Annotated in this window: 11 protein-coding genes; 2 read left to right on the plus strand and 9 right to left on the minus strand. The window is 68.1% G+C overall.

Annotated elements, in window-relative coordinates; genetic code table 11:
* Nucleotides 1-17: 17 nt before the first annotated feature.
* The 9 genes from AC1DMQ_RS24930 to AC1DMQ_RS24970 all read right to left on the minus strand — a co-directional run bounded on the left by AC1DMQ_RS24930 (nucleotide 18) and on the right by AC1DMQ_RS24970 (nucleotide 10,872).
* Nucleotides 18-1,976: an O-antigen ligase family protein gene (locus AC1DMQ_RS24930; protein ID WP_477036227.1), complete on the minus strand. Its 1,959-nt coding sequence runs from the start codon at nucleotides 1,974-1,976 to the stop codon at nucleotides 18-20.
* Nucleotides 1,966-4,182, minus strand: a complete 2,217-nt coding sequence (locus tag AC1DMQ_RS24935) for a GumC family protein (protein WP_477036228.1) — start codon at nucleotides 4,180-4,182, stop codon at nucleotides 1,966-1,968. Before AC1DMQ_RS24935 ends, AC1DMQ_RS24930 begins: the two co-directional genes overlap by 11 nt.
* A gap of 41 nt (nucleotides 4,183-4,223) precedes the next feature.
* Nucleotides 4,224-5,504, minus strand: coding sequence for an outer membrane beta-barrel protein (locus AC1DMQ_RS24940; RefSeq protein ID WP_477036229.1), 1,281 nt, complete (start codon nucleotides 5,502-5,504; stop codon nucleotides 4,224-4,226).
* 92 nt (nucleotides 5,505-5,596) lie between these two features.
* Entirely contained in the window at nucleotides 5,597-6,145 is a 549-nt protein-coding gene (locus tag AC1DMQ_RS24945; RefSeq protein WP_477036230.1) for a hypothetical protein, read from the minus strand.
* Nucleotides 6,146-6,634: 489 nt separating this feature from the next.
* Nucleotides 6,635-7,555: a DMT family transporter gene (locus tag AC1DMQ_RS24950; protein WP_477036231.1), complete on the minus strand. Its 921-nt coding sequence runs from the start codon at nucleotides 7,553-7,555 to the stop codon at nucleotides 6,635-6,637.
* Nucleotides 7,552-8,445 carry an SDR family NAD(P)-dependent oxidoreductase gene (locus tag AC1DMQ_RS24955; RefSeq protein WP_477036232.1) on the minus strand — a complete coding sequence of 298 codons (894 nt, stop codon included), beginning with the start codon at nucleotides 8,443-8,445 and terminating at the stop codon, nucleotides 7,552-7,554. Before AC1DMQ_RS24955 ends, AC1DMQ_RS24950 begins: the two co-directional genes overlap by 4 nt.
* 108 nt (nucleotides 8,446-8,553) lie before the next feature.
* Complete coding sequence (locus AC1DMQ_RS24960) at nucleotides 8,554-8,751, minus strand: hypothetical protein (RefSeq protein ID WP_477036233.1); 198 nt, start codon at nucleotides 8,749-8,751, stop codon at nucleotides 8,554-8,556.
* Entirely contained in the window at nucleotides 8,748-9,665 is a 918-nt protein-coding gene (locus tag AC1DMQ_RS24965; RefSeq protein ID WP_477036234.1) for a WecB/TagA/CpsF family glycosyltransferase, read from the minus strand. Before AC1DMQ_RS24965 ends, AC1DMQ_RS24960 begins: the two co-directional genes overlap by 4 nt.
* 208 nt (nucleotides 9,666-9,873) lie before the next feature.
* Nucleotides 9,874-10,872: an NADPH:quinone oxidoreductase family protein gene (locus tag AC1DMQ_RS24970; RefSeq protein ID WP_477036235.1), complete on the minus strand. Its 999-nt coding sequence runs from the start codon at nucleotides 10,870-10,872 to the stop codon at nucleotides 9,874-9,876.
* A gap of 69 nt (nucleotides 10,873-10,941) precedes the next feature.
* On the opposite strand from AC1DMQ_RS24970, the gene AC1DMQ_RS24975 reads away from it, so the two are divergent.
* Complete coding sequence (locus AC1DMQ_RS24975; RefSeq protein ID WP_477036236.1) at nucleotides 10,942-11,820, plus strand: isoaspartyl peptidase/L-asparaginase family protein; 879 nt, start codon at nucleotides 10,942-10,944, stop codon at nucleotides 11,818-11,820.
* A gap of 117 nt (nucleotides 11,821-11,937) precedes the next feature.
* Entirely contained in the window at nucleotides 11,938-13,575 is a 1,638-nt protein-coding gene (pgm, locus tag AC1DMQ_RS24980) for a phosphoglucomutase (alpha-D-glucose-1,6-bisphosphate-dependent) (RefSeq protein ID WP_477036237.1), read from the plus strand.
* Nucleotides 13,576-13,930: the final 355 nt, after the last annotated feature.

A 13,930-nucleotide genomic window follows, 5' to 3' on the forward strand; every position in this document is an offset into this window, starting at 1 on the left:
CGGCTCGGCCCGGGCCGCTAGTTCAGAGGCGTCTTGGGTTCCAGCCGGAGCACCGTGATCTGCAGCGCCATGCCGACCCGTCCGGCCGGGTTGTGCAGGCTGTTGGCCATGGCGATGAACTGCCGCTTGGCCGGTCGCCGACGCCACTCCGCCTGCATCTGATAGATCGTCTGCTCCCGTGTCGGGGCGCTCAGCCGATTCCAGTTCTCGTAGGCGAACAGCGTCCGCTGCTTGAACAGGCTGGTCTGCAGCGGCGCGACGGCGAACGAACGCTGAAGCGCGTGATCGGCGGGCACGTCGCGATGCAGCGCCGCGTCGACGGCCGCCCGCCTCAGCCACGCCGCGCCTGACGCCGGTCGCATGGCGAGTTCGCGCGTGCTCAACCGGTCGAGCCGCTGAAGTTGTTCCGCCGACGGACCGGGCTTGGCCAGGCCGATCTCGACCGCGCGCGCCAGGGCGTCGGCCGGGGCGGTCGGCCAGTCGGCTAGGTCCCCGCCCGCCTTGCCCGCGACCAGGGGCGCGGCCACGAGCACAGCCACCAGCCCGACCACCAGGCCCCCACCCGCGGCGACGCCGACGGGCCATTCGGGCGCCTTGAGAGCCTCCCGCGCGCCCCGGCGGCTGGCCACCATGCCGCCGACGACGCCGAGGATCAGGGTCGCCAGGGCCTGGATCGCGGGAACCTGCAGCGCGAAGTCGGTGATCCCGTGAAGCAGGAACGCCACGGCGGCGCAGAGGGTGGCGCGGCACCAGATCCCCGCCGTGTCGGTTCGGAAGCCGCCCTTCAGGATCGGCCAGGCCAGCCAGAGGAACAGGGCCAGCATCGCGATCGAGCCGACGACGCCGCCCTCTTCGAGCCACTGGAGGTAGAGGTTGTGGACGGCGCGGACCTCGAACAGCACCGGCAGGCTCTCGCGGGTCATGACCAGCTGGTTCACGGTCGGAAAGGCGCCCAGGCCAAAGCCGCTCCAGGGCGTGGCGCGGAACGCCTCCCAATGGATCGCGCTGATCGTGGCGCGCAGGTCCGCGTCGCGTCCCGCGACGCTGAGGCGTTCGGCCAGGCCGTCGACGCTGCGCAGGGTCAAGGCCGCGATCAGCAGGATCGCCGCGACCGAACCCAGGATGACGCTGGCGCGCGCCCGGTGGCGCTGGGACAGGGTCTCCCAGATCAGGAAGAAAGCCCCGCCCACCAGGACGGCCGCGATGCCGCCCCGCGAGGCGGTGAGCAGCAGGGCCACGGCGAGCGCGGCGGAAGCGATCACGGCCAGGACCATCATCAGGTCCGGATTCCTAAGGCTGATCAGTCCCCCGCTGCGTCGCAGACGATGGGTCACCAGCCCGAAGGAAAGCAGCAGACCGCCGCCCAGCACGGTCGCGGCGCTGTTGGGGCTGAGCAGGGTGGCCGCGAGCCTCGTGGCGCGACGCACCGACACCTGGTCGAGGAACGCGGCGGCCGCATAGGCCGCGACCGCGAACACCGCCGCGCGGAGGAACCAGCGGGCCCGCGCTTCGGACAGACCCATGATCCGACCCGTGACGAACAGGCAGGCCAGACCCAGGAATCCGATGACATTGAGCACCAGAGCCGACCGATCGAGGGTCAGGCTTCCGGCGACTTCGGGCAGATAGGACCAGGCGGGATGGGGGCCGTCCGGCCCCCAGGGCGTCAGCGGCCAGAGCACGGCCGCCATCAGGACGGCGAACAGAATGGCGGAGACCTTCCAGTCCTTCAGCCGCCGAAGATCCCGGCGGGCCCAGGCGGAGGTCGCCAGCAGCAGGACGAGGAATGCGGCGTAGAGACAGGAGAACAGCGCCGCCACGCCGACGTCGCTGGCCCCGAAAGCCATCACCGCCAGGAAGACCAAGCCGAGCAGCGCGACGGCCCAGAGCTGTTCGGAAAGCTCCAGGCGCCTGCCGCCGCCGCGGGGTTCGGCCTCCGATTTCGACGGCGGCCGCGCCGCCAGCCTAGTCCGCATAATATTTGCGATAGCTCTTGTAGTAGTAGTTGGCGTCGCCGTAGCCGTAGCGGGACTGGGCGTTCAGATCCATCTGGGTCAAGGCCACGCCGGCCAGGAAGATCCCACGGCCCTGGAGCAGCGAGACCGCCGAGGTGATGGCCTTGACCGGCGTCTTCTTCCAGCGCGCCAGCATCACGACCGCGTCGGCATGGGGCGCGAGGATCCGGGTGTCGGCGACGGCCAGCAGCGGGGCGGTGTCGAGCAGCACCACGTCGAAACGCTGCCGCAGCTCCTGCAGGAGGCGCAGCATGGCGGCCGAGCCCAGCACGTCGCGCGGCGTATAGGCCGACTTCGCCAGGGGCAGGACCTGCGCGCCGCTCGCGTCGGTGACCAGGGCCTGGTCCAGGGTGCAGACCCCGTTGAGGACTTCGATCAGTCCCTGGGCCGGAACGGTCGGCAGGAAACGGTTGATCGCGCTCTGGCGCAGATCGCAGTCGACCACGACGACGTTTGCGCCGGAGGTCGCCAGCGTGCGGGCCAGCGAGAAGGTGGTGGTGGTCTTGCCTTCGCCCGGCAGGGACGAGGTGACCAGGATCACCTTCATCGTCTCGCCGACCTTCGAGAACAGGATGGCCGCCCGCAGCTTGCGGAAGCTTTCGGCGAAGCTCGAAAGCGGCTTCTCCAGCAGATAGTCGGCCGGGTTGATCTTGCGCGCGGACTTGGCCCCGTCGATGGACGAGCTGAGCAGCGGCACGGCGCCCAGATAGGGCAGGCCCAGGCGGCGTTCGACCTCATCCTCGGTGAACACCCCGGCCATCAGGATCTCGGCCAGGACGATGGCGGCGCCGCCCGAGGCCAGGGCGAACACCAGGCCGAGCGCCAGGTTCAGCGACGGCTTGGGATAGCTCGGCGAGGACGGGATCTTGGCCCGCGACACCACGCGGGCGTCGGCCTGCTCGATGCCCTGGTTGGTCGAGGTCTGCTTGAAGCGGGCCAGCAGGGATTCGTAGAGGGTGCGAACCGACTCGGCCTTGCGCTCCAGTTCACCCAGGCGGATGCCGGCGCGGTTGTTGCCGGCCAGGGTGCCCTTCGACGTCGCGACGCTGCCGGCCATCGAGCCGGTGCGCTGCCGCGCGACCTGGGCCTGGGCCTCGAGGTTGGAGATGATGCGGCGGATTTCAGCCTGGATCTGGCTGTCGATGTCGGCCAGCTCGCGCTTGGCCTTTAGCAGGTCGGGGTGGCGATCGCCGTAGCGGCCGCTGAGGTCGGCGACCTTGGCGCTCTGTTCGGCGCGCTGCTGGCGCAGTTGCTGAACCACGGGCGAGCCCAGGGACTCGCCGACGTCTTCACCGTTGCTGCCGCGCGCCAGCTGGCTGCGGGCGATGCTCAGGCGGGCGTCGGTTTCGGCCTGCGAGGCGCGCGCGCTGGCGAGCTGCTGGTTCAGGCCGGAGATTTCCTGCTCGGTGAGGGTCGCGCCCTCGGCGCTGAGCAGATTGTTGGCGATCTTGTACTGCTGAACGTCGGCCTCGGCCTGTTGCAGCTGGCCGCGCAGTTCGCCGACCCGGGTGTCCAGCCACTCGTTGGCCTTCTTGGTCGCCTCGAACTTCGCTTCGAGTTGTTCGGTCAGATAGAGATCGGCGAAGGCGTTGGCGATCCGGGCGGCCTGTTCCGGATCCTTGTCGGTGTATTCCACCTGGATGATGTAGGTCAGGCCCGAACGACGGACGGCCAGGTTCCCCAGCACGCGATCGACCACGGCCTCCTTGCGGCGCTGGACCTCGTCGGAACTCGGCGCGGCGGTCGGCGCGATGGCCTTCTTCACCCAGGGAAGCCACGAAGCGGGCCCGCTGGCGCCCTTCAGGCTGGGATTGAACGCCGGATTTTCTTCAAGCTTCAGCGCCTCGACCACGCGGCCGGCCAGCGATCGCGAACGCAGCACCTCGACTTCGGTGTCGACGACCGAGGAGTCCGCCGGAAGACCCGACAGCACCGCGTTCATGTCGGTCACCTGTTCCTTGCGGACGTCGAGCATCACCTGCGCGCCGGCCGTGTAACGAGGCGTTTCCTGCAACGTGTAGAGCAACACCGCGACGAAGACAGCCAACGCCACGGCCGCGAACAGACGGAGTCTGCGGCGGAACGTGGCGATGATGACGTTCAGGTCAAAAGGCAGCCCCGATTGAAAAGGGGCCGCTTGCTGAGTCTCGAAGGCCGAGCCGTCCATGGGTACTCTCATAATCAGACGGGGCTAGCCAGACGCGTCGTTTAGAACTGCAGAGCGAGGGAAGCCGCGATCTTGTTATCGTCGAACGACGAGGACCTGGCGGTCCCCTTGGAGTCCTGCTTCAGGAAACTGTAAGACAGAACCAGGCCGACGTTACGATTCATCAGATAGGTTGCGGAAGCATTGAACCCGGTCCGCTTATCATTGCGGTCGATGGAACGGTAGTCGTCCTTCTCGTAGTTCACCAACGCCGAAAGCAGAACATTGCGCATCAGTTCGTGGTCAATTCCGGCCCCAACTGTGGCGGCGATGTAGCCTTGCGAGCCGACCGCGACCGATTCCTCGATCGTGCGGGCGCCGTTCAGGGTCACCGTCGTCAATTGGGTCGGGAACCACTCCACACGCCCCAGGGCGTTGAAGCCGTCGATGTCGGTATAGATCGGGTTGTCGTAGGACTGCTTCATGTAGCCGCCCTCGAGGCTGCCGCGGATGACCTGCGACAGTTCGAAATTGGCGCCGACCGTGGCCGTGTAGCCGTCCGAGTCACGACCGGCGATCGCCAGGTCGTAGTCTTTCTTGTTGCCCATGACCGCCAGGAACAGGGCGGTGTCGGGGCTGACGGCGTATTCGGCCTTGCCGCCGAAGCGGAACTCGTCGCGGTCGCGGGTGTCTTGTTCGATCACGCCGCCGGCGGCGTTCTTCGCGTCCTTGTAGTCGTAGGCCTTGCTGTTGAACGAGCCCAGCAGCCGCAGACGGTTGAATTCCTTGACGCCGGCCACGTCGGCCGTGGTCAGGGTGTATTCCACCGGCGACACGGCCGCCGCGAACGAGGTCGGAGCGGTGCGCGGCTCGTACAGGTCTTCGTACCGCAGCGATCCGGTGATGTTGGAGCCGCGCTCGATGTCCAGCCGGCCGTTGACGCCCACCGTGTACTCTTCGGTGTCTTCCGAGCCGAAGTCGGCGTAGCGGTTGATCGAGGCCGAGGCGTAGGCGCCCAGGGCGTGACGCGACCAGTTCGAGCGCGCCGCCACCTCGGGCTTCACGCGCCAGATCGTGTCGCTCTCTTCGTCGATCGCCGTGGCGTAGATGTTGTCGTCGCGTTCCGCCGACAGGGTCACGCGGGGATAGACCGTGAAGCCGCCGGTTTTGATGCCGATCGCCTCATAGTCCGGCCGGGGCCGCTGACGGACGCTGACGTTCTTGTCGCGGCGGAAGTTCGACGAGACGGTCGAACCAACGCTCTGATTGTCCTGAGCCGAAGCGGCGCAGGGCACGACAACGGTAAGAGCGACCGCGACTGCGGCCGAAGTGAAAAGTTTCATATTCTTATCCCCACCTTCGGAAGCCGGTCGGTTCCTTCAGGACAAACACACCAAGACCAAAGAAACGCGACCGAACGAGCCGTTATCGGCTTTTAGCTGCCGCAGTAGGCAGCGATGACGCCAGCACAAGGATCGTAGGCCGCGGGAGCAGGACCGCCGCCGCCCGTGCCTTGAAGACTGACCAGAACGCTGACGCCGTTGCCGCCGTCGGTCGACGCCGTGACGGTCGCCGACTGGCCCGTGGCCTTCAGCTGAGCGACGACGGCCGGCGCGTTGGCGACGGCCTGGGCCATTTCCGGCGAGATGCTGGCGGCGATCGCGATGGCGACGCCGGCGCTGATGATGCCGTTGGTCACGGCCAGGATCAGGGCGGCTTGGATCACTTCCGGCGTAGCGCCGCTCGAGGCCAGGGCCGCGGCGACCGCGGTCTGGATGGCGGTGAGCTTCTCTTGCGCGGTGAGGTTGGCGAACCCGGGGGCGGCGGCGGCCTGACGGGCGGCGGCCGAGATCACCGCCTGCAGCGACGCGGCGGTCGGCGCGGTTGCGGCCGGCGGGGTCTGAGCGAAGGCGGTGTGCACGCCCATGGGCGCGACGACCAAGGCCAACCCAGCGATGACGGCTCCTAGATGACGCGATGACATGGGACGTATCCTAGTTAAGATTTCGCCAACCCTATAATGCGGCATTTGCGAACACTCCAGCCTTATCTGTGAGTCAACGCCCGCAAGAAGCCAGATTCTTTTGGCCTGATGTCTCTTCGCCCAATTGGGGAGCGATTCTTAGTCAACACGCTGAAACAGCCAGCATGGTAAACGCCAGTCTTAGGTACATAGTCACCCGAGGCCAGTTCGTTCCCTCTGGAATTTCGCCCTGAGCGAGAATTCGTGTTTCTTCATCAGTGATAAAAATTTCGATTATTTGTCACTGATGTGCATAACGGGCGTTATCGATAACCCCAACCTGTGCGCGAGCTCCGGGCGGATTCCGGCCGGTAGGCGCGCTCGATCGGTGGCCCGGCCGAGAGGGCGGCCCCTTTGATGCACTGCAACATAACACGGCCCACATAACGGCGCTATACGTTGTGTGGGGTGTCGCCGCTTCCGCATGAGCTGTACGGCGCCTCGACAACCCTAGGCGCCGGCCCTGCGTCGCGACAGCTGGTGCTCGCGCCAGCTGATGAACAGGGTCGAGACCACGACGACCGCCGCGCCGATCAGCACCGCCGGGCTCGGCGTCTCGTGGAACAGCACCAGACCCGCGATCACGGCGAACACCAGGCGGGTGTAGTCGATCGGCGCCATCACCGCCGCCTCGCCCGCCTCCATGCCCTTGATGTAGCAGCCCTGGGTGAGAGTGCCGATCACGCCCATCAGGGCCAGCAGCCCCAGGTCCGGCAGGCTGGGCCAGCGCCAGACGAACAGGGCCGGCGGGATCGAGAAGACCAGGCCCAGCCCCGCCGCGTAGACCAGCAGGGTGAAGGGCGAGTGGTCGCGCGTCATCACCTTCATGCCGGTGATGGTCAAGGCGAACAGCAGGGCCGAGGCCAGGGCCGCGGCCTGCGGCCAGCCCAGCCAATGGGCCGCGCCGGCCCCGCCCGGCTTCAGCATGATCAGCACCCCGGCGAAGCCGACCAGGGCCGCGCCGATCCGCAACGGACCGATGGGCTCGCGCAGCACCAGCGCCGCCAGCGGCACCAGCCACAGGGTGCGGGTGAAGGACAGGGCGTTGGCGTCGGCCAGCGGCAGTTCCTGATAGGCGTAGAACGCCAGGATCATCGCCAGCACCCCGGCGCTGGACCGGAAGACCAGTATGCCCGGCCGGGTCGTCCGCAGGGCGCCGCGCCAATCGCGGGCCACCAGCGGCAGCAGGATGATCGCCCCGGCCAGCTGCCGGTAGAAGGTCTGCAGCGCGGCCGGATAGCCCGCGCCCAGATACTTGATCAGCGTGGTCATGGCGGTGAACAGCACCGCCGAGGCCAGCATCCATAACGCGCCGCGCAGGTTCGGCGTCAGCCTGGACGCGAAAGCCCGTCCAACCGCGACCGGATTCACTGGGCCTGCGTCTGCGCGGCGACCATCGCCGCCCGCATCTGCTCGGCCTGTTCCGGCGAGATGCCCATGGCCGACAGCAGCGGCGAGGGCGCGGCGCGGTCCCAGGCGTGACGGCCGCCGATCGTGACGCCGCCGTCGACCACGATGTGGGTCCCGGTCACGAACTCGGAATCGTCGCTGGCCAGGTAGAGGGCGGCGCGGGCGATGTCGTCCGGCAGGCCAGCCTTGGGGATCGGCTGGATCTTCGGCCCGACCTCGGCGACCCGGGCCGCCATCTGGTCGGCGACCTCGCGCGGCAGCCCCATCGAGGCGCCGAAGATCGAGGTGGCGATCAGCCCGGGGCAGATGGCGTTGACCCGGATCTTCAGCGGCGACAGCTCGGCCGCCGCGCACTTGCTCATATGGATCACCGCGGCCTTGGCGGTGGAATAGGCCAGGGGCCCGAAGCCCGCCTGCAGGCCGGCGATCGAGGCGGTGTTGATGATGCTGCCGCCGCCGCGCTCCAGCATCAGCGGCAGGGCGTGCTTCATGCCCAGCACCGGGCCGCGCAGCAGCAGGGCGAAGGTGGCGTCCCAGCCCTCGGCGGTCATGTCGGCCACGCCGTTGGGCGCCCCGCCCATGCCGGCGTTGTTGAACAGGATGTCGAGGCCGCCGAACGCGTCCTTGGCCAGCTCCACCGCGGCGGCGATCTGGCTTTCGTGGGTGACGTCGCAAGGGGCGAAGCGGACCTGGTCGGGGAAACGCTTCTCCAGCATCTCGCCCTTCTCGGCCTGCAGGTCGGCGGCGACGACCCTGGCGCCCTGGGCCACGAACAGCTCCACCGTTCCCAGCCCGATGCCCGAGCATCCGCCGGTGATCACCGCAACCTTGCCGTCCAGACGTCCCGTCATGCGCCGCTCCCATTGGCCGCGCGCGACCTCTGGAGGACGGGCCGCTGCGTCAGGCGCGACTATCCTGGCGCGGCGACGCGCCCCTGGCCAGAACTAAGTGAACAGCGTTCAGGCTTGTTGGCGAGCCGGCGTCGACTGCAGCCGGTTGACCACCAGGCTGAACAGCAGCCAGACCGCGCAGGGCACGAGGAAGACGGCCCAGGCCAGGACGAGGCCGGCCAGGCCGAACACCGCCGCGACGCGTTGCGCGATATTGGGTCGCTCGGCCTTTCGGCCACGCGACGGCATGTAGATCTTCAAGCTCATCGTCCCCCCAGAACGTCAGAGCGCGCCAAATCAGCCGCCCGCACGTATTCCGCGCGGAGGGCTTCGGAGCTATCGGGGGAAGCGGCCTGCCTCACAAGCGCTTTCCCCAAATCGCGTATAGCCGGACCCAGCAGGTGCCACGGCTCGACGCAGTAGCGGGTGAACAGGCGCTGGGGATCGACCATCAGTCGGAACAGCCATTCCATGCCCACCTGCCCCATCCAGCGGGGCGAGGCCAACTGGACGCCGGCCTCGTAGTCGAACGCCCCGCCGACCGTGAAGCTCACGCAGGGACCCAGCTTGGCCTGGTTCTCGAGGATCCAGATCTCCTGGCGCGGCATGCCCATGCCAACCAGCACGATGTCGGGCTTGTAGGCGTTGATGGCCTCGACCACCGCCTGGTTCTCGGCCGAGCCGGGGGCGACGTCGAAATAGCCGTGATGGGTGCGGATCTGCGCGCCGGGCCAGTCGGCCTGGATGCGTGCGGTCGCCTTCTCGCCGACGCCCGGGGCGCCGCCGACGAAGAACACCTTCCAGTTCTCCTGGATGGCCCGCTCCCAGAAGGCGTCGCGCCAGTCCAGATAGGTGCAGCGATGGAACCGGCGGCTGGCCCGGCCGACGATGCGGGCCCAGAAGATCAGCGGCACCGAGTCGACCTCGATCAGGTCTGACTTGCGGAAGAACTCGGCGATCTTCTCGTCCTTGCGGACCAGGTACAGGCTGTGGAGGTTGTGGTTGGCGACGACGGCGCTTTCACGCGCGGCGATCTTGCCGGCCACGAAATGGAACACTTCCTCGGGACGGACCAGGTCCATCGAGCCGCCGAGAACCTGCACCCGCTCTTCGGGGCGGCGGTTCAAACGGAAGTTCTGACGCACCTCTGGAGAGAATGCGTCCCTCGCTGGAAGAAACATCTGGCCCCAACTCCGACGACTTGGGGCGCAGGTTTACAGCAACAGGCTTAGCTATTTCCCAAGAAGGATGATTAGCGAGGCTTAACCTTGAATTCGTGCTTTACAGATTGATTCACCATTTAAACAACTGACAACACATACGGGCCGCTATCATTCTAAGACTTCAATCTTGGCTAACGACGACCCGTATGTGTCGAGTTGTCGCGGACTAATCGTTGACGACCACGACCTTGCCCATGGCCTTGCGGCTGGCCAGGTGGGCGATGGCGTCGCCGGCCTTGGCCAGGGGGAAGCGTTCGGAGACGTACGGCTTGATCTTGCCGGCCGCGTAGAGCGCCATCAGGTCCTTGACGTTCTGCACGTGGCCCTTGGGATCGCGGGCCACCGAGGCGCCCCAGAACACCCCGACGATGTCGCACGACTTCAGCAGGGTCAGGTTCAGCGGGATCTTCGGGATGCCCGACGGGAAGCCGATCACCAGGAAGCGGCCGTTCCAGCCGGCCGCCCGGATCGTGGCCTCGGAATAGTCGCCGCCGACCGCGTCATAGGCCACGTCCCAGCCGTTGGGACCGCAGGCGTCCTTGATCAGGGTGGCCAGGGCCTTCTGGCCGTCCTTGTCGAACGGGCCGCGCGGATAGACCACACCGGCGTCGGCGCCGTGCTTGATGGCCAGGTCGACCTTCTCCTGACTGGAGCAGGCGGCGATGACCCGCGCCCCGGCCGCCTTGCCCAGCTCGACCGCGGCCAGGCCCACGCCGCCGGCCGCGCCCAGCACCAGCAGGGTCTCGCCGGCCTTCAGATGGCCGCGGTCCTTCAGGGCGTAATATGAAGTGCCGTAGGTGAGGATGAAGGCGGCGGCCTCGTCGAACGGCATGTCGTCGGGGATCGGCGTGCAGCGCGCGGCGTCCAGCGCCACCTGCTCGGCCATCCCGCCGTGGCCGGTCGAGGCCAACACCCGCTGGCCGACCTTCAGGGTCGTGACGCCCTCGCCCACGGCGGTGACGACGCCCGACACCTCGCCGCCGGGGGCGAAGGGGCGCTCGGGCTTGAACTGGTACTTGTCCTCGATGATCAGCACGTCGGGATAGTTGACGCCGCAGGCCTTGACGGCGAGCACCACCTGGCCGGGGCCGGCGACGGGATCGGGAAGCTCCTCCAGCACCAGGGTCTCGGGTCCGCCGACCGCCTTGCTGAGCACCGCCTTCATCTCGCCTCTCCCGTCTTTCTTCGTTAAGAGCGCGGACGCTAGCGCAGGCCGCCCGGCCAAGGAAGCAGAATGTCAAACAAACGTTTTACTCTCGCCCTGCACGGCGGCGCCGGTCCCAAGCGCGACCATGACTACAGCGTCGAGATCGCCCACATGCGCGGCCTGGTCGAGGCGGCGCGCGACCGGCTGGCGGCGGGCGCGGGCGCCCTGGACGTCGCCGTCGAGACCGTCGTCGCCCTGGAGGCCTCGGGCCTCTACATCGCCGGCAAGGGCGCCTCGCCCAACGCCGACGGCGAATACGAGCTGGACGCCAGCCTCATGGACGGCGCCACCCTGCGGGCCGGTTCGGTGGCCGCCCTGCAGGGCTTCGAGAGCCCGATCCTGGCCGCTCGCGCCGTGATGGAGAGGACCCCGCACGTGATGCTGGCCGGTGAAGGCGCCATGGCCTTCGCCCGCGAACAGGGACTGAAGGCGATCGACGATCCCGCCACCTGGTTCACCCACGCCGGCGCGTTCGAAGCCAACCATGCGCCGGACATCCTGCCCACCGGCACCGTCGGCTGCGTGGTCCGCGACGCCGAGGGCCGACTGGCGGCGGCCACCTCGACAGCCGGGGTCTTCGGCAAGCTGCCGGGCCGGGTCGGCGACAGCCCGATCATCGGGGCCGGGGCCTGGGCCGACGGACATGCGGCGGTGTCGTGCACCGGCCAGGGCGAATATTTCATCCGCACCGCCGTCGCCGCCCAGATCGCCCACCGGGTGCGGTTCGGCGGCGAGAGCCTGGAGGCCGCCGCCCGGGCCGCCATCCAGGGCGTGGCCGAGCTGGGCGGCCACGGCGGACTGATCGCCGTCGACCGCGAGGGGAACGTGGCCATGCCCTTCGCCTCGAGCGGCCTCAAGCGCGCGGCGCTGCTGCCGGATGGAACGATCGTCGCCGAAGCGTTCTAGACCCTCGTCGTTCGCCGTCGGAATCCGCTGCTTCGCCCAAGGCAAAACGGCGGACCAGGGACCGCCAATCGGCTCGGCGCATTGAACGCTGGATTCTCGATCGATAAGAGTGACCGCATGCATGAACACGCCGGCCGCCAGGCCCGACCCGAAGACCTGATCGATCTGGAGGCGCTGACCCGCGCCTATTACGAGGTCCACCCCGATCTTTCGAACGTCGCGCACCGCGTCGCCTTTGGCACCTCCGGGCATCGGGGCTCGAGCCTGGACGCGGCGTTCAACGAGGATCACATCCTGGCGGTCGCCCAGGCGATCGTCGAATACCGCGCCGCCCAAGGGATCAACGGCCCCGTCTTCGTCGGCCGCGACACCCACGGGCTGTCGGAACCCGCCTGGCGCACGACGCTGGAGGTGCTGGTCGCCAACGGCGTCGAGACCCTGATCGACTCGCGCGACGGCTTCACCCCGACCCCCGCCGTGTCGCACGCCATCCTGGCCTACAACCGGACCCATCCCGGCCAGGCCGACGGCATCCTGCTGACCCCGTCGCACAACCCGCCCCGCGACGGCGGCATCAAGTACAATCCCCCGTCCGGCGGACCGGCCGGCGGCGAAGCCACCTCGGTGATCGCCGCCCAGGCCAACCAGTTGCTGGAAGGCGGGCTGAAGGACGTCAAGCGCATCCCGTTCGAGCGCGCCCTGGCCGGCGCCAAGCGCTACGACTTCCTGGCCCACTATGTCGACGACCTGCCCAGCATCCTGGACCTGGACGTCATCCGCGCCGCCGGCGTGAAGATCGGGGCCGACCCGCTGGGCGGCGCCAGCGTCGGCTACTGGGGCGAGATCGCCGATCGCCACCGGCTGGACCTGACCGTCGTCAACACCCAGGTCGATCCGCGCTGGGCGTTCATGCCGCTCGACACCGACGGCAAGATCCGCATGGACTGCTCGTCGTCGTCGGCCATGGCCAACCTGATCCAGGCGATGGCCGGCGGCGCGAAGTACGACGTCGCCACCGGCAACGACGCCGACGCCGACCGCCACGGGATCGTCACGCCCGACGCCGGCCTGATGAACCCCAACCACTACCTGGCCGCCTCGATCGCCTACCTGTTCGCCAACCGTCCGGCCTGGGGCGCGAACGTGGCCGTGGGCAAGACCCTGGTTTCGTCCTCGATGATCGACCGCGTGGTCGCGGGCCTTGGCCGCCGCCTGCTGGAGGTGCCCGTCGGCTTCAAGCATTTCGTGCCGGGCCTGCTGGACGGCAGCGTCGGCTTCGGCGGCGAGGAATCGGCAGGGGCCTCGTTCCTGCGCCGCGACGGCACGGTCTGGACCACCGACAAGGACGGCCTGCTGCTGGCCCTGCTGGCCGCCGAGATCCAGGGCAAGACCGGCAAGAGCGCCAGCCAGCTCTACGCCGGCCTGACCGATCAATACGGCGCCCCCGCCTACGCTCGCATCGACGCCCCGGCCAACCGGGCGGAGAAGGCCCGGCTGGGCGCCCTGAGCCCATCCGACGTCAGCGCCAAGACCCTGGCCGGCGAGCCGATCACGGACATCCTCACCGCCGCCCCCGGCAACGGCGAGGCGATCGGCGGCCTGAAGGTGACGACGCAGAACGCCTGGTTCGCCGCGCGGCCGTCGGGCACGGAGGACGTCTACAAGATCTATGCGGAGTCGTTCCTGGGTCCGGAGCATCTGAAGTCGGTGCAGGCCGAGGCGCGTGAGGTCGTGGCGGGGGCGTTGAAGGGATGAAGCTCGTCCCCCCATGGGGGAGGAGCTTTGGCGCGGCGAACACTTGCCCCCTACGGACCGCTTCGCGGTCGTCTTCCCCCAAAGGGGGAAGAGGGCGCGCGTTCTCCTCCGCCCCCTATGGGGGCGGACAGACCGCGAAGCGGTCAGGTGGGGGCAAGTGTTCACCGGCACGATCTCTCATACTCACGCGGTAAGCCGCTGAGCTGATGGAAAGGGTCGCGGAGCGCCGGACATCGTCCGGAGATCTTTGAATGAATACCGTTTCGACGAAGCCGATCGCTCCGCGCCATCGTTATCCGCCAGCATCCGGTGGGCAGCCCTGTTGAGGCTTAGCCGGACCCGGTCTCGATCCCTT

The sequence above is a fragment of the Caulobacter sp. 05L422 genome (assembly GCF_056397765.1).

What these genes read in the sequence shown, in the direction of transcription:
- AC1DMQ_RS24930 (WP_477036227.1), bottom strand. Translation starts at nt 1,976, where the DNA reads ATGCGGACTAGGCTGGCGGCGCGGCCGCCGTCGAAATCGGAGGCCGAA.
- AC1DMQ_RS24935 (WP_477036228.1), bottom strand. Translation starts at nt 4,182, where the DNA reads ATGGACGGCTCGGCCTTCGAGACTCAGCAAGCGGCCCCTTTTCAATCG.
- AC1DMQ_RS24940 (WP_477036229.1), bottom strand. Translation starts at nt 5,504, where the DNA reads ATGAAACTTTTCACTTCGGCCGCAGTCGCGGTCGCTCTTACCGTTGTC.
- AC1DMQ_RS24945 (WP_477036230.1), bottom strand. Translation starts at nt 6,145, where the DNA reads ATGTCATCGCGTCATCTAGGAGCCGTCATCGCTGGGTTGGCCTTGGTC.
- AC1DMQ_RS24955 (WP_477036232.1), bottom strand. Translation starts at nt 8,445, where the DNA reads ATGACGGGACGTCTGGACGGCAAGGTTGCGGTGATCACCGGCGGATGC.
- AC1DMQ_RS24960 (WP_477036233.1), bottom strand. Translation starts at nt 8,751, where the DNA reads ATGAGCTTGAAGATCTACATGCCGTCGCGTGGCCGAAAGGCCGAGCGA.
- AC1DMQ_RS24965 (WP_477036234.1), bottom strand. Translation starts at nt 9,665, where the DNA reads ATGTTTCTTCCAGCGAGGGACGCATTCTCTCCAGAGGTGCGTCAGAAC.
- AC1DMQ_RS24970 (WP_477036235.1), bottom strand. Translation starts at nt 10,872, where the DNA reads ATGAAGGCGGTGCTCAGCAAGGCGGTCGGCGGACCCGAGACCCTGGTG.
- AC1DMQ_RS24975 (WP_477036236.1), top strand. Translation starts at nt 10,942, where the DNA reads ATGTCAAACAAACGTTTTACTCTCGCCCTGCACGGCGGCGCCGGTCCC.
- pgm (WP_477036237.1), top strand. Translation starts at nt 11,938, where the DNA reads ATGCATGAACACGCCGGCCGCCAGGCCCGACCCGAAGACCTGATCGAT.